Here is a 19,233-nt window from a genome sequence, read left to right on the forward strand (position 1 = left end):
CTGAACCATGAAAAAGTGGCTGTGCATTATTTGTGGCTGGATCTACGACGAAGCCCTCGGCTGGCCCGAGGACGGTATTGTCGCCGGAACCCGCTGGGAGGACATTCCCGATGACTGGTTGTGCCCGGAATGCAAGGTTGGCAAAAGCGATTTCGAGATGATCGAAATCAGCGAAGCCCCCGCCCCCGCGCCGATCGCCGTCATCGGCGTCAAGCCTGTTATCGCACCCGTTACCGCCGCGAAATCTATGGCCGCAGTGGCCGGGGCGGTGGTCATCATCGGTAGCGGTCATGCCGGCTACGGCCTGGCAGCGGCGCTGCGCAAGCAAGATCCGAATATAGAGATTCGCGTGCTGACGCGTGAATGCGGGCACGTGTATTCCAAACCTGCCCTGTCGATTGCCTTGGCTCAGGGACGCAGTGCGACCGCGCTGGCCAGTGAAAGTCCGTTGGCGATCGAGCAGCGTTTGGGCATTCGCGTTTACCCGCACTGCCATGTCGAGCGAATTGACGCGGCGTCCGGGCGTTTGCACACCAATCTGGGGGAAATGAGTTACGGGCAACTGGTACTGGCCAGCGGCGCGGCGCCGATCCGCGTGCCGGTCGAAGGGTGCTCGGAAGCCATGGTCAGCGTCAATAATCTCGCCGACTATCGGGCCTTCCGCTCTCACCTCGAGGGCGTGCGGCGCATCGCGATCCTTGGCGACGGGCTGATTGGCTGTGAGTTCGCCAATGACCTGGCCAGCAGCGGCTACGAGGTTCGCGTGATTGGCCTCGGCGCGTGGCCGATGGAACGTCTATTGCCGCAAGCGGCGGGTCAGCATCTGCAAAACGCCCTTGGCGAACTGGGTGTGCAATGGAACCTGCAGACCACCCTGCAGCGCATCGAACGTGGCGAACACGGCTTCGACTTGACCCTGGCCAACGGCGAAATGCATCAGGCTGATCTGGTTCTATCGGCGATCGGGCTGCGACCCAACCATGATCTGGCCACCGCCAGCGGCATCGCGTGCGAACGCGGGATCAAGGTCGACGACCGTTTGCAGACATCGACGCCGGGCATTTATGCCTTGGGCGACTGCATCGAAATCAACGGGCAACTGATGCCGTATCTGGCGCCGATCAATCAGGGCATTGATGCCTTGGCCCGCACACTGCTCGGGCAGCCAACCGCCGTGCGTTACCCGCTGATGCCGGTAACGGTGAAAACCCCCGCCGCGCCACTTTGCCTGCTGCCGGCACCGCCCGACTGCGCGGGGCAATGGCGAATCGAACCGACCGCCGACGGCTTGAGTGCGGCGTTCCACGATGACAGCGGTGCCTTGCGCGCCTTCGCCTTGCTCGGGCGCCAGGCACAACAACAGCGCAGCGCCTGGCTGCAAACCTGCCAACTCGCCCAATCCAACGTGGCCTGAGAACAACACTATGAACAACCGCGCAATTCACTTGCCACACGATGACCAGGACTGCGGCTGGTACGCCGCCCTGCCCGCGCCAGCTGCACCGCGTCGGCTGACGGGTCGGCAACAGGTTGACTACGCCGTGATCGGCGCCGGTTTTGCCGGGCTGGCCGCCGCCCGCCAGTTGGCCGAACATGTACCGGACGCACGTATCGTGCTGGTCGATGCCCAGCGTGTTGGTTACGGCGCGTCGGGGCGCAACTCCGGTTTCGTTATCGACTTGCCGCACAAGATGGCTCTGGAACATCCGGATCCGGCCCACAAACAGCGCCTGCTCGGGTTGAACCGCAGCGCCATCGCGCAGTTGCAACGCTTGATCGGCGAACACCGGATCGATTGCCAATGGTCACACGCCGGTAAATATCAGGGCGCAGTCGGTGCACGGGGTTTGGCGTATCTGGAGCATTTCGAACACTTGATGCGTGAACTCGGTGAGCCGTTTCACAGCGTCGAGGGCGATGAACTGGCCAACGTTCTCGGCACCCGCCACTACCGTCGCGCGGTGTACACGCCGGGCAGCTATCTGATGCAGCCGGCCGCGTTGGTGAGGGGGTTGGCCGACTCGCTGCCGGGCAACGTCGAGTTGCTCGAAGAGTCGCCGATTCAGGGTTTGCAACGTGATGCTCAGGGACAATGGCTGCTGCAAGGTCGCGACGGGCAAATCCGCACGCCGCGCCTGTTGCTGGGAACGAGTATTTTCACCCAGGAGTTCGGCTACCTGCGCAGTCGTCTGCTGCCAGTGATGACTTTTGCCAGTTGGACGCGCCCGCTGACTCAGGCAGAAATGGACGCCATCGGCATGCAGGCTGATTGGGGGCTGACGCCGGCCGACCATGCCGGCACCACCGTGCGCATGACCCAGGATCGACGCCTGATGATCCGCAACACGTACAAGCATGTGCCGCGTTACGGCAAAAGCGTCAGCGACAGCACTCGGCAGGAAATTCGTGCTGGCCATCGCAAGGCGTTGATCTCGCGATATCCGCAATTGGCTAACGTTGAATTCACGCACACTTGGGGTGGCGTCTACGCCATTTCGCGCAACTTCACCAACTTCTTCGGTGAGCTGGAAGACGGTGTCTACGCGACCGCTTGCGACAATGGTGTCGGTGCGGCATGGGGCACGATTTCCGGCACGTTGCTGGCGGATCTGGCCGTGGGTGCCGACTCACAATCGCTGAGTGATATTCGCAACGTCACCGGCATGCCGTCACGCAATCCACCCGAACCGTTGCTCGGTCTGGGCGTGCGTACCCGCATCCGCCTGGCCGCGTGGAACAGCCGGAGCGAACTGTGAAAACCTTGACTGGCAAAGGCCCGGTACACCGCATCGACCATCGCGATCTCGACTTTATCCATCGCGGCGGCCCGCCCGGCGCAGCGATGGTTGCGCGGGCGCTGAGCAATGAGGTCTCGCCGAACCTGGGCGTCGGCTTCGCTCGCTGGGAAGGCGCCGAAGTCAGCTGGACTTTGCTGTATGACGAAGTCATCTTCGTCATCGAAGGCTGCTTTGAGCTCACGGCCAACGGCGAGCATCACCGGGTCGAACCCGGGCAGATGCTGTGGATTCCTGAAGGCACTGAGCTCATTTACGGCGGTCATGCCTTGTTTGGCTACGTGGTCTATCCGGGTGACTGGAAGCAACGACACGGTTTGAACTGAAGGTGTAGCGCCCTTATCCGAACCGCTAACTCAGAGAGCGTTGATGTCAGTCAGAAGTGAACGTGGCGCCACAGCCTGTGGCTTGTTGGCGATTGTCTTGTGGAGCACCGCCGCCGCATTGATCCGCAGCGTTAGTGAGATGTTCGGCCCCTTGGCGGGTTCGGCACTGATCTACTCGCTAGGGGCCGTCATGCTCGTGGCCCTGTTGGGGCGACCGCGTTTGCGGGCGACATCGTGGCGTTATCTGATCGGCGGCAGCGCGTTGTTTGTGGCGTACGAAGTGTGCCTGTCGCTGGCGCTGGGGTTCGCCAACAGTCGTCATCAAGCGATTGAGCTGGGAGTGGTCAATTACTTGTGGCCGTGCCTGACCGTGTTGCTGGCGATTGTCATGAACGGGCAAAAGGCGCGCTGGATGATTGTCCCAGGCACGGCGCTGGCATTGTTCGGCATAGTCTGGGTGGTCAGCGGCGAGGGCTTGTCGGTGGACTCCATTGTCGCCAACGTTCAGTCCAATCCGCTCAGTTACAGTCTGGCGCTGGCCTGTGCGATCACGTTCGCGTTGTACTGCAACATCACCCGGCGTTATGCCGGAGGACAGAATCTTGTGGTGCTGTTTTTCGTGCTGACGGCCATTGTCCTGTGGGGCAAATACGCAGTGAGCGGCGAGATAATGCCGGCATTCTCCCTGCGCAACAGTCTGGAGCTGATCGCCGCCAGCACGGCCATGGCCGGTGGCTATGCGTTGTGGAACATGGGTATTTTGCGCGGCAACCTCACGTTACTCGCCACCGCCTCGTATTCCGCGCCGGTGCTGTCATCGGCGTTTGGCGCGGTGTGGCTGGGCGCGGCACTGAATGCGCAGTTCTGGCAGGGTGCGGTGCTGGTGACGGTAGGGTCATTGCTGTGCTGGGGGGCTACCCGTCAGCAGGTGAATACCTGACAGGAGCACAAAGCATTGGGTTAAACCTTCTCCCCACTGTTTATTTTATTGGGTGGCTCACGCTGTGATTCACCTGCAATGCCGCCGCATGATGCATCGCCAGATGCCCGGTCTTGGCACTTTTCACTTCGTATTGCGGCTCTTCCTTCGAGGCCGGTCGATGCCGTCCCATGAACTCGACATCCCGCGTATGCACCTTGACCACCGTGCCGCGAATCTCGCCGGCTTCACTGTTCCAGCGCACCGCGTCGCCGACCTTGAATGACGTGCTCATGGCAATCCCCTCACTGCGCTGGCGGATGCTCACTCGATACCGAGTTGGCGGCGTCCACATCCGTCATGTCCTCGTCGAGCGGTGACTCGTCATCGGCAGGCAATGGAGCCTCTGGTTGATCGCGTTTCGGGTCGTGTCCCGTTTCATTGTCCGTGGTGCGCGTCACGTCTTGCTGCGACTTGTTGCCCGGTGCATTTTCATCAATGTCCATGACTGGCTCTCCGCTCGGCCGCACGGAAAATCCGCGCTTAAAGGTGAGAGACAACGGCACCGCGCAAGTGCCGGGTACTGGACGAACGGTGCACGTGCTCACCATCAAGCCAAATTAGCGGGCCAACAGTGCTTTGGTCATTGCCATCGAGGTGTTCAGCGACTGCCCCGTACGCTGCAGTTTGTTCAGCAAACTGGCGCCCAGCCACAGCTGATAAAGGGTTTCCGCCAGATGCCGGGCATCACCGGTCGGCAGGGTCTTTTCGGCCTGGCCTTGCTCGATGCACAGCGTGATGCGCGAGACCACTTGCTCGGCGCCGTCGCGCAGGGTCAGGCGCATCGATTCGGACAGGTCGGCAACTTCGGCGCTGAGTTTTACCACCAGGCACTCATCGCCGTGGCCTTCGAGGGTGCAGCGGTCTTGCCAGCCCTGCCAGTAATCCATCAGCCGTTCATAGGCGGTCAGCCCCGGCAGGGTTAGGCGCCGCTCCATGTCGGCCAGATAACCGACGAAGTAATCCTCGAGCAAGGCCTGGCCGTAAAGCTCTTTGGATTTGAAGTAGTGATAGAACGAGCCCTTGGGCACGCCAGCCGTTTGCAGGATTTCGTTGAGGCCGACACTGGTGAAGCCCTTCTCGGCCATCATCCGGTGGCCGGTGTCGAGCAAGTGTTGGCGGGTGTCGTCGTAGGTCGGTTTCATGGGGCGCAAATTACCAGGCAATAGACCAGTCGTTTATTTCAGAGGATGGCGAGTTTGCCATACCTGCCGAGTAAAAACCTGTTGAGAAAAAATTACTAGACGACTGGTCTAATTGGAAACTATGCTGCGCCTCGTCAACCGCATTTGCGGGTATCAGCGTGACGCGAATCCTTTGCGCCACGACGTCACCGATCAAACCAGGGTGCTCTATGAAAATTCTGATGGTTTTGACTTCCCACGATCAGCTCGGCAACACCGGCCGTAAAACCGGCTTCTGGCTCGAAGAATTTGCCGCGCCCTACTACGCCTTCAAGGATGCCGGTGCGCAGATCACATTGGTGTCGCCGGCCGGTGGCCAGCCGCCGCTCGACCCGAAAAGCGATGAGCCCGGCGCGCAGACTGCCGAGACCGATCGCTTTCGCAACGACCCGGCAGCGCAGCAGGCACTGGCCAGCACCGGGCGTCTGGCCGAGGTCAGCGCAGAGGATTTCGATGCTGTGTTTTATCCCGGCGGCCATGGTCCGCTGTGGGATCTGGCCGAAGACTCGCACTCGATCGCGTTGATCGAAGCCTTTGCCCGCAGCAACAAGCCCCACGGCTTTGTCTGCCATGCGCCGGGCGTGTTGCGTCACGTCGTCGATGCGGCAGGCAAACCGCTGATTCAGCATCGCCAGGTGACCGGTTTCACCAATTCGGAAGAAGCCGCCGTCGGACTGACCGACGTGGTGCCGTTCCTGATCGAAGACGAGTTTCAGCGTCTCGGCGGGCGTTACTCCAAAGTCGCTGACTGGCAGGTGCATGTGGTTGCGGACGGCCAATTGGTTACCGGCCAGAATCCTGCCAGCTCTGCCGCTGTCGCCGAGAAACTGTTGAAAATGCTCGGCTGATTCAACGCTCAACCTCATCACCGTGCTACGCGGTTTTATTTTTATCCTAGAAATAGTCGACTGGTCTAATAAGACCAGTCGAACAAGGTACCTCCATGCACAACAGCCCTTATTTCCAACCCGCGACGCTCGGCCTGCACACCCTGAAAAACCGTATCGTGCTGCCGCCTCTCACCCGCCAGCGCAGCACGCAACCGGGCAATATTGCCAATGAGTTGATGGCCGAGTATTACCAGCAACGGGCCGGCGCCGGTCTGCTGGTGACCGAAGGCACGCAGATCGAACCACGCGGCCAGGGTTACGCCTGGACACCCGGCATTCATACCCCGGAGCAAATCGCTGGATGGCGCAAAGTCACGGAAGCGGTGCACGCCGTGGACGGTGTGATTTTCGCGCAACTGTGGCATGTCGGCCGCGTCTCCCACACTGCACTGCAACCGAATGGCGCAGCGCCGGTATCGGCCTCGGCGCTGGCCACCGAGCGTGTCAGCGTGTTCATCGAAACCGCGCCGGGCGTGGGTGAACTGGTCGCCCCGTCGGCCCCGCGTGCATTGAGCACCGATGAAGTTCAGGAACTGATTCAGCTGTACATTCAAGCCGCGCGCAATGCGATGGACGCCGGTTTTGACGGCATCGAACTGCATTGCGCCAACGGTTATCTGGTCAACCAGTTCATCTCCGCGCACAGCAATCTTCGCGACGATCAGTACGGCGGTTCGCTGCACAATCGCCTGCGCTTTTTGCGTGAAGTGGTGGCGGGTGTCGCCGAGTGCATTGGCAAGGAAAAAGTCGGTGTGCGTTTCGCGCCGTTGTTCACCACCACCGATGAAGCGCGGACTTACCTCGGCATGGTCGAAGAAGATCCACACACCACTTACATCGAAGCGATCAAAGTTTTGCAAGACGTCGGCATCGCCTACCTGTCTATCGCCGAAGCCGATTGGGACGATGCGCCGGCGATGCCATTGTCGTTTCGTCAGGCCGTACGCGACACCTTCAGCGGCGCGATCATTTATGCCGGACGCTATAACGCTGAATCCGGGGCCCGCTTGCTCGAATCCGGACTGGCTGATTTTGTCGCCTTCGGACGCCCGTTCATGGCCAACCCGGATCTGCCCGCGCGTATCGCCAATGACTGGCCCCTCAATGCGCTGAACCCGGCCACCGTGTATGGCGGCAATGGCGAAGGGTATGTCGATTACCCCGTGCACGGCTGACGGCGGCCAGCGTCAAACAACGCACCGGGGATTGCCCTTCTTTCCCGGTGCAACTTAACCTCTGTGCGGCAGGTCAATCGTGTCAATGAGTGATGCGTCTGCGCGAGCAATGGCAGTCAGACCCCAAAACCAATAACGCACGAAGGGTGACATCCTGGAACATCTTACTCGCGAGGAGCTTGAGGCCGAGGTCACGCGGCTGCGTCTGGCGTTGGGCAACGTCGGAGCCGCCAAGCAGGACACCGCGCAGGATCTGGCTGATCAATTGCATTTGGCGAGCCGTGCGGTTGCCGAAACCCGGGAGCGCTATCGGTTGGCCGTCAAGGCGACCAGCGATGCGGTCTGGGATTGGGATCTGACCGCTGACCGGATCACCTGGAACGAAGCCCTGCAACAGGCTTACGGCTACACGGCAACCGCCACCGAGACCAACAGTGACTGGTGTTTTGCGCGGATTCACCCGCAGGATCGGCCGCGCGTTGAGGCGTCGATCCGCGCCGTCATTGATGGCACGTCTACCGACTGGAGCGCCGAATACCGGTTTCGCTGCGAAGACGGCTCCTACGCCGAGGTCGTCGATCGCGGGTATCTGATGCGCGATGCCGACGGTCGCGCCGTACGCATGATCGGCGCCATGCTCGACCTGACGCGCTCACGCCATGCCGAAAACGCCTTGCGCCTCAGCGAAGAACGCTTCCGCACGATTCTGGAAACCATTGAAGCGGCGTTCGCCATCGTCAAAGTCAAATTCGACGCTGACGACCGTCCCGTCGACTACTGCTTTGTTGAGGCCAACCCGGCGTTCGAACGGCAGGCCGGGGTCAACTTGCGGGGTAAATGGGTCACCGAGTTTGCGCCCAATCTGGAGAGCTTCTGGTTCGAGACTTACGGGCACGTGGCCAAAACCGGCGAGCCGGCGAATTTCGAGAATTACGCGAATACGTTTGAGCGCTGGTTCGACGTGCGCGCAGTGCGCGTTGGCGATCCTGCCGATCGACAGATTGCAATTTTTTTCAGCGACGTGACCGCGCGTCGCGACGCCGAGGAGCGTCTGCGGGTCAGCGAGGCCGTTGCCCGCGAGAACGTCGAGCGTGTGCAACTCGCCCTCGCCGCCGGTGCGATTATCGGCACTTGGCACTGGCATCTGCCGACCGACCGTTTCACCGTCGATGAAGCCTTTGCCCGGGTGTTCAACCTTGATCCGGCGCTGGGGCGCGACGGTTTGAGTCTGGAGCAAGTGGTGCAAACCGTGCACCCCGATGACAGGGACGGACTCACCCGCGCGATCAACGAAGTCATCGCCCGTGGCGGCCCCTATTCCCACCAATATCGGGTGTGCGGTGCGGATGGCAAATACACTTGGATTGAGGCTAACGGACGCGTCGAATGTGACGATGATGGTTCCCCGTTGCGCTTTCCCGGCGTACTCATTGATGTCGAAGACCGGCGCAATGTCGAGGCTGACCGAGACCGCGCGATTTCGGCACTGCGTGCGCTGAATGACACTTTGGAGCAACGGGTGACGGCGCGCACGGCTGACCTCATGCAGGCCGAAGAGAAGTTGCGTCAATCGCAAAAAATGGAAGCCGTCGGGCAACTTACTGGTGGGCTGGCGCATGATTTCAATAACCTGCTGGCGGGCATTTCGGCAGCGCTTGAGCTGATGGAAAGGCGCATCGCCCAAGGTCGTCTTGAGGACGTCGGCAAGTACATGGTCACGGCGCAGGGCGCCACCAAACGTGCGGCTGCTCTGACCCATCGCTTGCTGGCGTTCTCCAGAAGGCAAACACTCGATCCACGGCCAACCGACGTTAATACCTTGATTGTCGGCATGACTGAATTGATCCAGCGCACCGTCGGCCCGAGCATCCTGCTGAAAACCGAAGGCGCAAGCGACCTCTGGCCAGCGTTGGTCGATGGGAGTCAGCTGGAAAATGCACTGTTGAATTTATGCATCAACGCCCGTGATGCGATGCCCGATGGCGGACGCATCACCGTGCAAACAGCCAATCGAACATTGGATGACGAATCTGCTCAGGCGTTGGAGATGCCCGCCGGGCAATACCTTTGCCTGAGTGTGGCCGACACCGGCACCGGGATGTCCGCCGAAATCATCGCCAAAGCCTTTGACCCGTTTTTCACCACCAAGCCTTTGGGTCAGGGCACGGGCCTGGGGTTGTCGATGATTTACGGTTTCACCAAGCAATCGGGTGGCCAGGTGCGCGCCCATTCGCAAGTGGGCCAAGGCACCACGATGTCGATCTACCTGCCCCGCTATCACGGCCAGGCGCCGCAAAATCACGACGACACGCAAAGCACATCGATTGCGGTGACCGCTGTGGGCGAGACGATTTTGATTGTCGACGACGAACCCACGGTGCGCCTGCTGCTGGCGGATGTGCTGTGCGACCTCGGTTATGACGTGCTCGTCGCCGCCGACAGCGTTGAAGGGCTGGCGGCACTGCGCTCCAATGCGCGGATCGATTTGCTGGTTACCGACGTCGGCTTGCCGGGCGGCATGAACGGCCGGCAAATGGCCGACGCCGGCCGGGAGATCCGCCCGCAGTTGAAGACCTTGTTCATTACCGGTTATGCAGAACATTCAGTGATCGGCAACGGCCAACTCGGCCCGGGGATGCAGGTGCTGACCAAGCCGTTTGCTATCGAAACACTGGTTTCTCGCGTCAGTGGCCTGATGGCCACCACCGGTGAATAGGATGATGCCGTAACTGTGGCGAGGGGATTTATCCCCGTTGGGCTGCGCAGCGGCCCCCGCTTCTTAACTGAAAAAGCACGGGCCTGCTGCGCAGTCCAACGGGGATAAATCCCCTCGCCACAAGTTAATCGTCGGTGCGACAAAGCCTGCTTTTCAGGGCAGGCTTTGGTTTAGCAGGTCAGTTTATTTTTTCTGAGCCGTCAGCGCCGAGTAGCCATTCATCAGGTTGCGATAGTTAGGAATCCGCTGCGACAGCAAGTTACCCAACCCTTCGATATCGTTGCGCCAGTCGCGGTGCAGCTCACACGCCACCGAGAACCAGTTCATCAACTGCGCACCGGCCTGCGTCATGCGGCTCCACGCCGCTTGCTGCACGGTGGTATTGAAAGTACCGGACGCATCCGTCACCACAAACACCTCAAACCCTTCCGCCAGCGCCGACAACGTAGGGAACGCCACACACACATCCGTCACCACACCGGCAATGATGATCTGCTTGCGACCCGTCGCCTTGATCGCCTTAACAAAGTCTTCGTTATCCCAAGCGTTGATCTGACCTGGGCGAGCAATGTACGGCGCATCCGGGAACATCTCTTTCAACTCCGGTACCAACGGGCCGTTCGGGCCTTGTTCGAAACTGGTGGTGAGGATGGTCGGCAGGTTGAAGAACTTCGCCAGGTCAGCGAGTGCCAGCACGTTGTTCTTGAACTCGTTCGGCGAGAAGTCCTGCACCAGCGAAATCAAACCGGTCTGGTGATCAACCAGCAGCACGATAGCGTCGTCTTTGTTCAAGCGGTTGTAGGTTGGAGTGGTCATGGTGTGCGTCCTTTTTCAATGTTGGATTTGTTGTTGCGTTCAAGTTGGGTACAGATTACTGACGCATTGAAAAAGGATAAATCGGCTGAAAAGTGTTTCACCGTCAACTCAAATGGGACAATAGATATTTGTAGGAGCAAGGCTTGCCCGCGAAGAGGCCGGTACAGATTGACACCGCTTTCGCGGGCAAGCCTTGCTCCTACAGTTCTCCAGCATTGCGCAGTCTCTGGCCACACAGGTAATATTGAGAGAGATTCTCACTAACATCTGGAAAAGCCCACCAGTGCACTCTCCTCCGTCCAGCAAGCTGGGATTTTTCTTCAGCGATCATCACCGTTGGCTGCTGCAACATATCAATCGCCAGGTGCACAACCATGCGGACGCCGAGGACACCGTTGCCGATACGTTTTGCCAATTGCTGGTGGCGCGCGTTGATCCGGACAGTATCGAACAGCCGCGCGCTTACCTGTCGACCATTGCCCGTCGTCTGGTGTTTGATCGTCATCGCCGGCGCAAGCTGGAGTTGGCCTACCTTGAGCGTTTGTCGACGCTGCCCGAAGCACTGGCGCCCTCCCCTGAAGAACAACTGCAACTGATCGAAGCGCTGGTCGCGATTGACCGCGCCATTGATGGCTTGCCGCTGATCGTCAAAACAACATTCCTTTACAGTCAACTCGATGGCCTCAGCTATGTGGCGATTGCGCAGAAACTCGGGTTGTCGGAGCGCACGGTCAGTCGCTACATGAAACAGGCGTTGCTGCAGTGCTATCTGTGCGAGGTGGCGCCATGAGCAAGCGGCGCATCGACCCGGTCACCGAGCAGGCCATCGACTGGATGGTCAAGCTGCGCGCCGGCACACCCGACGCCAGACTGCAGGAGCGTTTCAACGCCTGGTTGTTGATGGATCGCGCGCACCGTCAGGCTTGGGACACATTGCAGGAACGCCTCGGCGATACGTTCAAACCGTTTCGCACGCTGGATCAACGGTTACCCGGTCAGGCCGGCGAAGCTCGTCAGGTCTTGTTGAAGCCACAGGCTTCGCGGCGCGACGCCTTGCGCGTAATCGCCGGTCTCGGCCTGCTTGGCGGCGGTCTGTTGCTGGGCAGCAAAACTCAGCTCGGCGAGTCGCTGCTGGCCGATTTGCACACCGCTCGCGGTCATCGGCAGAACTTCAATCTGGCCGATGGCAGCCGCTTGAGCCTGAACGCCGAGAGCGCGGTGGATCTGCGTTTCAATGACCGCCAGCGCCTGGTCATCCTGCGCCGGGGCGAGCTGGTGATCGATGTCGCGCCGGATGCGAATCGCCCACTGATCGTACGCACCGCCGAGGGCGAAATGCGCGCGTTGGGCACTCGCTTCCTCGTCGCTCAGGAAGCGGACGCCAGCCGCCTGGTGGTGTTGCAGCATTCGGTCGAAGCGCGGTTGTTCGATGGCACCACGCGAGTGGTCAAGGAAGGTCAGGCAGCGCTGCTCTCCACGCGCAACATCACCTTGGCCAGCGACGATGAACGCGGTCGCGCCGAATGGTTGAACGGCCGCTTGAACGTGCTCGATGAATCCCTCGAACAAGTGATCGACGCACTGCGCCCTTATCATCGCGGATTCCTGCGCGTCGCCCCCGAAGTGCGCGGCTTGCGCGTGCAAGGCGTGTTCCCGCTCGACGCCCCCGATCGAACCCTGGACGCCTTGGCCGAAACCCTGCCAATCCGCATCAACCGCTACAGCCCGTGGCTGACCATGATCAGCAAAAGATGAATGCGAAAAAATATTTTATGGAAATCATTCTTGTTTGTGTCCGGTTTTCATTTCTCATCCGACCTATCTCCTGACGCTTTAACAAAAACAGGAGATTGTTGTGTTCAACACGTGGCCCCGTAACCTTTCTGCAGCCGTTGCTCTGGCGACACTGAGCACCTCAGCGCTGGCGCAAGACTTATCGTTCAACCTGCCGGCCGGCCCACTCGCCAGTACGCTAAATGCGATTGCCGGCCAGAGCGGGCAGATCATTTCGCTGGAACCCGCGCTGGTGCAGGGCAAGCGCGCGCCGGCGGTGATCGGGCAGATGCCGGCCGAGCAAGCGCTGCAAAAGGCACTCGCCGGCAGCGGTTTGCAGCTGCGCGTCACGGGGCAAGGCAACTTCAGTGTCGAGCCGGCCAGCGACAACAGCGCCTCGCTGCAACTGGACGCCACCAACATCGTTGAACGCAGCCTCGACGCTACTACCACCGAAGGTTCGGGCTCCTACGCCGCGCGCGCTGTGACCATCGGCAAAGGCACGCACACGCTCAAGGAAATTCCGCAGTCGATCACCGTGATGACGCGCAAGCAGCTGGATGATCAGGATCTGGTTGATCTGAAAGACGCGGTCAACAAAACCACCGGTCTGGTCGGCGTTCAGGGCGTGGGTAAAGGCATGATCATTACCTCGCGCGGCTTTCAGATCGATGACTGGCAGTACGACGGCGTGCCGATCCCGCGTAACACTTACGCTTTGGGCAACTGGGCGACGCAGGATCTGATTTTCTTCGACCGCGTGGAAATCCTCCGTGGTGCTTCCGGCCTGCTGCAAGGCACCGGCAGCCCGGGTGGCGCGATCAATCTGGTGCGCAAGCGCGGGCAAACCTCGCCCACCGTGACAATCACTGGCAAGGCCGGTTCGTGGGATCACTACGGCCTGCAACTGGACGCCGGTGGCCCGTTGAATTCGACGGGCAGCGTGCGCGGTCGCTTCGTTGCCGACGAAGACCAGAGCCAATCGTTCGTCGATTACGAATGGAGCAAAACCCACTCGCTGTACGGCGCACTGGACTTCGACCTGCGTGACGACACCACACTCGGTCTGGCGATCAGCAACTCCGATGGCGAGTCACGCCCGATGATCCGTGGCCTGCCCCGCTACTCCGACGGCAAGCCGCTGAATGTGCCGCGCTCGACCTACGGCGGCGCGCGTTGGAACCATCTGGACATCGACGTCACCACGCTGTACGCCGATCTCGAGCACAGCTTCAACGACGATTGGGCGTTCAAGGTCGGCGCGGTGCGCATGGACGAAACCAACAAGGGCAAAAGTCAACGTCTGCAAACCAGCGGCGACGGGATCAATCCCGATGGCAGCGGCATTCAGTACGCCGATTTCGCCACCGATTTCGACGCGACCAAACTCGGTCTCGACATGAACGTCACCGGCCACTTCGACGCCTTGTCCATGGCCCACGAAGTGATGCTCGGCGGCAACTATTCCAAATACACCTCCGACGATAAATTCGCCCGAACCTTTAACAACAACACCACCGACACGATCTTCGACATCGATCACAACCGCCCGGACATCAGCTACGAAGGCATCCTCAATACACCGGGCGGCCAAGCCACACCGAGCAAGTACGACGTTCGCCAGAAGGGTTTGTATGGCAGCTGGCGCGTCAAACCGATCGACTCGCTGACCCTGGTGCTCGGCTCGCGCGTCAGTTGGTACGACTACAGCTACAAGTACGCGACACAGAGAGCCTTCGGTGCGGCAATCCAACAACCGGAAAGCACCGCGAACGAAACCGGCGAAGTCACCCCGTACGCCGGCATCGTCTATGACCTGAGCCGCGAATGGGCGGTCTACGCCAGCTATACCGACGTGTTCGAACCGCAAACCAATCGCGACGCCAGCGGTTCAACGCTGAAACCAGTGGTCGGCAGCAACTACGAAGTCGGCCTCAAGGGCGAATTGATGGACGGCCGGGTCAACACCTCGCTGGCGGTATTCCGCTACGACCAGGAAAACCGTGCCGTCAACGACCTCGCGTCGGGCATGATCTGCGACGGTTGGTATTGCTCCAACGCCGCCGGCAAAGTCCGCAGCCAGGGCATCGAAGCCGAGATCAGCGGCGAAGTGCTGACCAACCTGCAACTGTTCGCCGGCTACACCTACAACACCACCAAGTACCTCGATGACCCGGACAACGAAGGCAAAGTCTTCAGCACCTGGACACCGAAACACATGCTGCGCGTGTGGGGCGATTACCAGTTCAGCGGCGACTGGGAACGCGTCAGCACCGGCCTCGGTTTCACCACGCAAAGCCATACGCTGGGTTACGAACACACCTACGACGTGGCGGGTTACACCGTGTGGAGCGCACGCCTCGGCTACCAGTTGAGCAAGGAAATCGGCTTGGCAGTGAACGCCAACAACCTGTTCGACAAACGCTACTACACCTCCGCGTATAACCAGCTCAACGGCAACAACAACTTCGGCGACCCGCGCAACGTGATGTTCAGCGTGAAGTACACGCCTGAGTTTTGATGCCAACACCTGTGGCGAGAGAGCTTGCTCCCTCGCCACACAAGCGTCTTGGCAGCTTGTGTCGTCACTTTTTCTTACACCTTTTGTCGCCAGATCCTACGCCGTACGGCGATCCGGAGCCGGTCGTTGCCGTCAGTTTGGTATCATGCGCCGCTTTTACGGTTAACCACCGCCCGTCCTGTCGACGGGCGGGCTGCAAAAGGCGGTATTAGATGACGGCTTTGTTGACTCGCCGCAAGGTGCTTGCGGGAATGGGCGTACTCGGGCTCGGCCTGCTCGCCGGCTGCGACACCCGCGGCGAACTGTCGTACAAGTACGGCAAAGATCTGAGCGACAAGATCCTGGGACGCACTTTCAAGCTGAAGAACACCGACGGCGAAACCATGTCGCTGTCGAGCTTTCGCGGCATGATGCCGATGATCTTCTTCGGCTTCACTCAATGCCCGGCTGTCTGCCCCACCACCCTCGCCCGCGCGGCGAAAATCAAGAAACTGATGGGCAAGGACGGCGATCGTTTGCAGGTGATTTTCATCACCCTCGACCCCGAACGTGACACGCCAGAAATCCTCGACGCCTACATGAAAGCCTTCGACCCGAGCTTCGTCGCGCTGTACGGCACCGTTGAAGAAACCAAGGCCACCGCCAAGGAATTCGACGTGTTCTACGAGAAAGTCCCGGCCGGCGACACCTACACCATCTCGCACACGTCGACCAGTTACGTCTACGACTCCCGTGGCGGCCTGCGCCTGGGCCTGTCCACCTCGCTTTCGGCAGAAGAATGCACGGAAGACTTGCTTACCGTTATGGAGGTTTGCTGATGCACCCTGTTCTGAACAACATCAAACGTGCTGCGATTGCCCTGTCGCTGATGGGCCTGGCGTTTCAGGCCTCCGCGCAGACCAAAGTCGACGACGCCTGGGTTCGCGCCACCGTGCCGACCCAGACCGCCAGCGGCGCATTCATGACCGTCACGGCCGACAGCGACAGCAAGCTGCTCAGCGTTGCCACACCGATCGCCAAAGACGTGCAGATCCACGAAATGACCATGAAGAATGACGTCATGAGCATGGGCCCGGTGAAGTTCGTCGAGCTGCCGGCGGGCAAAGCCGTAAAGCTCGATCCGAACGGCTACCACGTGATGCTGATGGGCCTGAGCGCGCAGTTGAAAGAAGGCGAAACCGTGCCGCTGACCCTGACCGTCGAGAACGCCAAGGGCGAGAAAGAAACCCTCGAGGTCAAAGCGCCGGTTCGCTCGCTGACCAACATGGAAGGTCACGATCACAGCAAAATGCACTGATCTGACTGACTGAAACACCTGCGGGGCGGCCTGATCAACGATCATGCCGCCCCGTTTTTTTGAGCCAATGGAAAGCGTGCTTTACATCGGCAAATTCTTCGGCGAGGATGTAAAGGGTCTTTTACATAGGAAGTGAAGAATGAACCGCTACTACCTCGAAATGGGCGCCGCATCGGTTCTCTACGTGCTGGTGTTGAGCCTTTCCCTGATCGCCAGCCAATCCCTGCTGGACGCCAACATTTTTCTGCGATCCGTGGTGGCCCTGACCCCGATTATTCCGGCAGGTCTAATGTGCTGGGCGATCATGCGCAACATGCGGCGCATGGATGAAATGCATCTGCGCATCCAGTTCGAAGCCCTCGGTTTTGCCTTCGCCGCCTCGGCACTGCTGACCTTCAGTTACGGGTTTCTGGAAAACGTCGGCGCGCCGCACATTCCGTGGACATGCGTGTGGCCGGTGATGGGTCTGATGTGGATTGTTGGGCTGCAGATTGCGCGACGCCGCTACCAATGAAAAACCGTCTGAAGGCACTGCGCGCCGAGCGCAAGTGGTCGCAGGTTGATCTGGCAGAACGCTTGAACGTATCGCGGCAGACCATCAATGCGATCGAAAACGAACGCTACGACCCGAGTTTGCCACTGGCATTCCAGATTGCCCGCGCATTCGAAATGCCCATTGAAGACATCTTCGACGACAAAGAGAATTAACACCGGCCCCCTGTGGGAGCGGGCTTGCTCGCGAAGGCGTCGTGTCAGTCGACATTTGTTTAACTGATACACCGCCTTCGCGAGCAAGCCCGCTCCCACAGGGGGAATGCATTTCAAATGTAAAAGGTGCGACGGGGGCTCAATGGGCGATGCACACGGATTTTAGTTCGGTGTAGGCCTCAATCACCGTCCTGCCAAACTCTCGCCCCATCCCCGATTGCTTGACCCCGCCAAACGGCATTGCCGGATCCAGCAGCACATGCGCATTCACCCACACTGTGCCCGCTTCAATACGCGGCACCAGGTTCATTGCCTTGCTTAAATCGTTCGTCCACAAACTCGCGGCCAAACCATACGGATTGTCATTGGCCAACTCGATCATCGCGTCTTCATCATCAAACGCAATCACCGCCAACACCGGGCCGAACACTTCTTCACGGGCCACGGCCATGCTGTGATCGACATCCGCCAACACCGTCGGCTGCACGTAGAAACCCTCGCCCTCCAGCAGCTCACCGCCACACACCACTCGAGCGCCTTCACGCTTGGCCAGTTCGATGTGCTTGAGCACGCTCTGTTGCTGCTTGCGTGACACCAGCGGATTGATCGCTGCCTCGCAGTTCATCCCCGCGCCAATCGGCATGGCCGAAACCACTGCCGCGAGACCTTCGACAAACTGGTCGTGAATCGAACGATGCACATAGAAGCGCGACGCCGCCGCGCACACCTGACCGTTGTTCAGCAAACCACCGAGAATCGCGCCTTGAATGGCTTTTTCAACATCGGCATCTGCCAGCAGAATCATCGGATTCTTGCCGCCCAGTTCCAGCGCAAAACGGGTCATGTTGGCCATACACGCGACACCAACGGTTTTGCCCACCGCCGTCGAACCGGTGAACGACACCTTGCTCACCAGTGGATGCGCCGTCAGCGCGCCGCCGACCGAAGCCCCGCCGCCCGTGACCACGTTGAACACGCCTGCCGGAATGCCCGCCTCTAACGCCAGTTCAGCCAGACGCATGGCCGTCAGCGGAGTTTCCATCGCCGGTTTGATCACCACCGTGCAACCGGTGGCCAGCGCCGGCATCAACTTCCACGCGGCGATCATCAATGGAAAATTCCACGGCACGATGCCGACCACCACACCCACCGGTTCGCGTTTGGTGAACGTGGTGAATTTTGTTCCCGGCGGCAGCGGAATCGACACGTCGAAGGTCTGCCCTTCGATCTTGGTTGCCCAGCCCGACATGTAGCGCATGAATTCCACCGTGGCGTTGACGTCCAGCGCGCGGGCCATATTGATCGACTTGCCCTGGCTGAGGGTTTCCAGTTGCGCCAGCTCTTCGCCGTGTTCCTCGACCAGGCGGGTGAAATTCAGCAGGATGCGCTCGCGATCGGCCGGGCGCAGGCCCGACCACACGCCAGACTTGAACGCGGCATGCGAAGACTGCACCGCGCGCTCGACCAATTCGGCCGGCGCATCGAGGGTTTCGCACAAGGTCTGGCCGGTGGCCGGATCGACCACGGCAATCGTCGGCCCTTCAGCGAATTGCCACTGGCCATCGATAAAGCAGCCATGTCGACGATCAATGAACGCCGCGACTTGCGGCAGCATTGCAACGTTGCTCATAAAGCCTCCTTGGATTTGAGGAAACACACCACGGCCTCACGATCATCTTTCGAGGCCAGGCCCATGTAGGGCATGTAGGTGCCGGGCACGTAGGCCTGGGGTTGGGTGATCAGTTCGGCGATGGTCTCGGCCTGCCAGGTGACGTCTTTGCTGCGCATCGCCTGGGAATAGCTGAAGCCTGCCAGTGAGCCGGATTTGCGCCCGATCACGCCGTTAAGGTTGGGGCCCATCATGCCGGTGACGTCTTTTTTAACCGCGTGGCAGACGCCGCATTCGGTGTTGAAAATTTGTGCGCCGTGGGATGAATCCGCCGCACAATCGGCGGCGACGGCGGCTTGGGCGAGCGTCAGAGAAAACAACGAAGCACAGGCGAATTTGAGCAGGGACATAGAAGACACATCCAAAAAATCAGTGAATACACAC

The 19,233-nt window shown here is 60.0% G+C and carries 20 protein-coding genes and 1 pseudogene; 15 read left to right on the forward strand and 6 right to left on the reverse strand.

Features of this window, described 5'->3' with window-relative positions; genetic code table 11:
* Window positions 1-7: 7 nt before the first annotated feature.
* The 5 genes and pseudogenes from KFS80_RS27025 to yddG form a co-directional block, all read left to right on the forward strand.
* A pseudogene (locus KFS80_RS27025) lies at window positions 8-169 on the forward strand (rubredoxin); the annotation flags it as partial.
* A gap of 78 nt (window positions 170-247) precedes the next feature.
* Window positions 248-1,414, forward strand: coding sequence for an FAD-dependent oxidoreductase (locus tag KFS80_RS21650; RefSeq protein ID WP_246541981.1), 1,167 nt, complete (start codon window positions 248-250; stop codon window positions 1,412-1,414).
* 10 nt (window positions 1,415-1,424) lie between these two features.
* The gene (locus tag KFS80_RS21655) at window positions 1,425-2,756 is read left to right on the forward strand and encodes an NAD(P)/FAD-dependent oxidoreductase (protein WP_212545850.1); all 1,332 of its coding nucleotides are present in this window, start codon (window positions 1,425-1,427) and stop codon (window positions 2,754-2,756) included.
* Complete coding sequence (locus KFS80_RS21660; protein WP_212545851.1) at window positions 2,753-3,121, forward strand: ethanolamine utilization protein EutQ; 369 nt, start codon at window positions 2,753-2,755, stop codon at window positions 3,119-3,121. Before KFS80_RS21655 ends, KFS80_RS21660 begins: the two co-directional genes overlap by 4 nt.
* A gap of 43 nt (window positions 3,122-3,164) precedes the next feature.
* Complete coding sequence (gene yddG / locus KFS80_RS21665; RefSeq protein ID WP_212545852.1) at window positions 3,165-4,061, forward strand: aromatic amino acid DMT transporter YddG; 897 nt, start codon at window positions 3,165-3,167, stop codon at window positions 4,059-4,061.
* 40 nt (window positions 4,062-4,101) lie between these two features.
* Here the strand turns inward: yddG and KFS80_RS21670 are convergent, their stop codons facing one another.
* The 3 genes from KFS80_RS21670 to KFS80_RS21680 all read right to left on the reverse strand — a co-directional run bounded on the left by KFS80_RS21670 (window position 4,102) and on the right by KFS80_RS21680 (window position 5,245).
* Window positions 4,102-4,335: a hypervirulence associated TUDOR domain-containing protein gene (locus KFS80_RS21670; RefSeq protein ID WP_212545853.1), complete on the reverse strand. Its 234-nt coding sequence runs from the start codon at window positions 4,333-4,335 to the stop codon at window positions 4,102-4,104.
* 10 nt (window positions 4,336-4,345) lie between these two features.
* On the reverse strand, window positions 4,346-4,546 hold the full coding sequence (locus tag KFS80_RS21675; RefSeq protein ID WP_212545854.1) for a hypothetical protein: 201 nt from the start codon (window positions 4,544-4,546) through the stop codon (window positions 4,346-4,348).
* Between the two features lie 114 nt (window positions 4,547-4,660).
* Entirely contained in the window at window positions 4,661-5,245 is a 585-nt protein-coding gene (locus KFS80_RS21680) for a TetR/AcrR family transcriptional regulator (RefSeq protein WP_212545855.1), read from the reverse strand.
* 209 nt (window positions 5,246-5,454) lie between these two features.
* Here KFS80_RS21680 and KFS80_RS21685 point away from each other — a divergent pair, with 209 nt between their 5' ends.
* From KFS80_RS21685 to KFS80_RS21695, 3 genes are all read left to right on the forward strand, one after another.
* Window positions 5,455-6,132, forward strand: a complete 678-nt coding sequence (locus KFS80_RS21685; RefSeq protein WP_212545856.1) for a type 1 glutamine amidotransferase domain-containing protein — start codon at window positions 5,455-5,457, stop codon at window positions 6,130-6,132.
* Between the two features lie 95 nt (window positions 6,133-6,227).
* Window positions 6,228-7,349 (forward strand): alkene reductase, encoded by a 1,122-nt coding sequence (locus KFS80_RS21690; RefSeq protein WP_212545857.1) that lies wholly within the window; start codon window positions 6,228-6,230, stop codon window positions 7,347-7,349.
* Between the two features lie 205 nt (window positions 7,350-7,554).
* Window positions 7,555-10,065 (forward strand): PAS domain-containing protein, encoded by a 2,511-nt coding sequence (locus KFS80_RS21695; protein WP_420851065.1) that lies wholly within the window; start codon window positions 7,555-7,557, stop codon window positions 10,063-10,065.
* Window positions 10,066-10,248: 183 nt separating this feature from the next.
* Here the strand turns inward: KFS80_RS21695 and ycaC are convergent, their stop codons facing one another.
* Complete coding sequence (ycaC, locus tag KFS80_RS21700; RefSeq protein WP_053119500.1) at window positions 10,249-10,881, reverse strand: isochorismate family cysteine hydrolase YcaC; 633 nt, start codon at window positions 10,879-10,881, stop codon at window positions 10,249-10,251.
* A 283-nt stretch (window positions 10,882-11,164) separates the two neighbouring features.
* Here ycaC and KFS80_RS21705 point away from each other — a divergent pair, with 283 nt between their 5' ends.
* The 7 genes from KFS80_RS21705 (at window position 11,165) to KFS80_RS21735 (ending at window position 17,180) form a co-directional block, all read left to right on the forward strand.
* On the forward strand, window positions 11,165-11,671 hold the full coding sequence (locus tag KFS80_RS21705; RefSeq protein ID WP_212545858.1) for a sigma-70 family RNA polymerase sigma factor: 507 nt from the start codon (window positions 11,165-11,167) through the stop codon (window positions 11,669-11,671).
* Window positions 11,668-12,636 carry a FecR domain-containing protein gene (locus KFS80_RS21710; protein WP_212545859.1) on the forward strand — a complete coding sequence of 323 codons (969 nt, stop codon included), beginning with the start codon at window positions 11,668-11,670 and terminating at the stop codon, window positions 12,634-12,636. Before KFS80_RS21705 ends, KFS80_RS21710 begins: the two co-directional genes overlap by 4 nt.
* A gap of 100 nt (window positions 12,637-12,736) precedes the next feature.
* The gene (locus KFS80_RS21715) at window positions 12,737-15,175 is read left to right on the forward strand and encodes a TonB-dependent siderophore receptor (RefSeq protein WP_212545860.1); all 2,439 of its coding nucleotides are present in this window, start codon (window positions 12,737-12,739) and stop codon (window positions 15,173-15,175) included.
* A 212-nt stretch (window positions 15,176-15,387) separates the two neighbouring features.
* Complete coding sequence (locus tag KFS80_RS21720; RefSeq protein ID WP_053119469.1) at window positions 15,388-15,993, forward strand: SCO family protein; 606 nt, start codon at window positions 15,388-15,390, stop codon at window positions 15,991-15,993.
* A complete protein-coding gene (locus tag KFS80_RS21725) occupies window positions 15,993-16,472 on the forward strand; it encodes a copper chaperone PCu(A)C (protein WP_159814508.1) in 480 nt (159 codons plus the stop codon). The genes KFS80_RS21720 and KFS80_RS21725 overlap by 1 nt, the downstream gene beginning before the upstream one ends.
* Window positions 16,473-16,611: 139 nt before the next feature.
* On the forward strand, window positions 16,612-16,986 hold the full coding sequence (locus KFS80_RS21730; protein ID WP_212545861.1) for a hypothetical protein: 375 nt from the start codon (window positions 16,612-16,614) through the stop codon (window positions 16,984-16,986).
* Entirely contained in the window at window positions 16,983-17,180 is a 198-nt protein-coding gene (locus tag KFS80_RS21735) for a helix-turn-helix transcriptional regulator (RefSeq protein ID WP_212545862.1), read from the forward strand. The genes KFS80_RS21730 and KFS80_RS21735 overlap by 4 nt, the downstream gene beginning before the upstream one ends.
* A 139-nt stretch (window positions 17,181-17,319) precedes the next feature.
* Here KFS80_RS21735 and KFS80_RS21740 read toward each other — a convergent pair whose 3' ends face one another.
* Complete coding sequence (locus KFS80_RS21740; protein ID WP_212545863.1) at window positions 17,320-18,810, reverse strand: aldehyde dehydrogenase family protein; 1,491 nt, start codon at window positions 18,808-18,810, stop codon at window positions 17,320-17,322.
* Window positions 18,807-19,199, reverse strand: coding sequence for a c-type cytochrome (locus KFS80_RS21745; RefSeq protein WP_053119459.1), 393 nt, complete (start codon window positions 19,197-19,199; stop codon window positions 18,807-18,809). Before KFS80_RS21745 ends, KFS80_RS21740 begins: the two co-directional genes overlap by 4 nt.
* Between the last annotated feature and the right edge of the window lie 34 nt (window positions 19,200-19,233).

The sequence above is a fragment of the Pseudomonas rustica genome (assembly GCF_018336155.1).
Taxonomy (GTDB): domain Bacteria; phylum Pseudomonadota; class Gammaproteobacteria; order Pseudomonadales; family Pseudomonadaceae; genus Aquipseudomonas; species Aquipseudomonas rustica.

Bases quoted from the DNA above. Each gene is read 5' to 3' on its own strand.
- KFS80_RS21650 (WP_246541981.1), top strand. From the start codon at position 248: ATGGCCGCAGTGGCCGGGGCGGTGGTCATCATCGGTAGCGGTCATGCC.
- KFS80_RS21655 (WP_212545850.1), top strand. From the start codon at position 1,425: ATGAACAACCGCGCAATTCACTTGCCACACGATGACCAGGACTGCGGC.
- yddG (WP_212545852.1), top strand. From the start codon at position 3,165: ATGTCAGTCAGAAGTGAACGTGGCGCCACAGCCTGTGGCTTGTTGGCG.
- KFS80_RS21670 (WP_212545853.1), bottom strand. From the start codon at position 4,335: ATGAGCACGTCATTCAAGGTCGGCGACGCGGTGCGCTGGAACAGTGAA.
- KFS80_RS21675 (WP_212545854.1), bottom strand. From the start codon at position 4,546: ATGGACATTGATGAAAATGCACCGGGCAACAAGTCGCAGCAAGACGTG.
- KFS80_RS21680 (WP_212545855.1), bottom strand. From the start codon at position 5,245: ATGAAACCGACCTACGACGACACCCGCCAACACTTGCTCGACACCGGC.
- KFS80_RS21685 (WP_212545856.1), top strand. From the start codon at position 5,455: ATGAAAATTCTGATGGTTTTGACTTCCCACGATCAGCTCGGCAACACC.
- KFS80_RS21690 (WP_212545857.1), top strand. From the start codon at position 6,228: ATGCACAACAGCCCTTATTTCCAACCCGCGACGCTCGGCCTGCACACC.
- ycaC (WP_053119500.1), bottom strand. From the start codon at position 10,881: ATGACCACTCCAACCTACAACCGCTTGAACAAAGACGACGCTATCGTG.
- KFS80_RS21710 (WP_212545859.1), top strand. From the start codon at position 11,668: ATGAGCAAGCGGCGCATCGACCCGGTCACCGAGCAGGCCATCGACTGG.
- KFS80_RS21720 (WP_053119469.1), top strand. From the start codon at position 15,388: ATGACGGCTTTGTTGACTCGCCGCAAGGTGCTTGCGGGAATGGGCGTA.
- KFS80_RS21725 (WP_159814508.1), top strand. From the start codon at position 15,993: ATGCACCCTGTTCTGAACAACATCAAACGTGCTGCGATTGCCCTGTCG.
- KFS80_RS21730 (WP_212545861.1), top strand. From the start codon at position 16,612: ATGAACCGCTACTACCTCGAAATGGGCGCCGCATCGGTTCTCTACGTG.
- KFS80_RS21735 (WP_212545862.1), top strand. From the start codon at position 16,983: ATGAAAAACCGTCTGAAGGCACTGCGCGCCGAGCGCAAGTGGTCGCAG.
- KFS80_RS21740 (WP_212545863.1), bottom strand. From the start codon at position 18,810: ATGAGCAACGTTGCAATGCTGCCGCAAGTCGCGGCGTTCATTGATCGT.
- KFS80_RS21745 (WP_053119459.1), bottom strand. From the start codon at position 19,199: ATGTCCCTGCTCAAATTCGCCTGTGCTTCGTTGTTTTCTCTGACGCTC.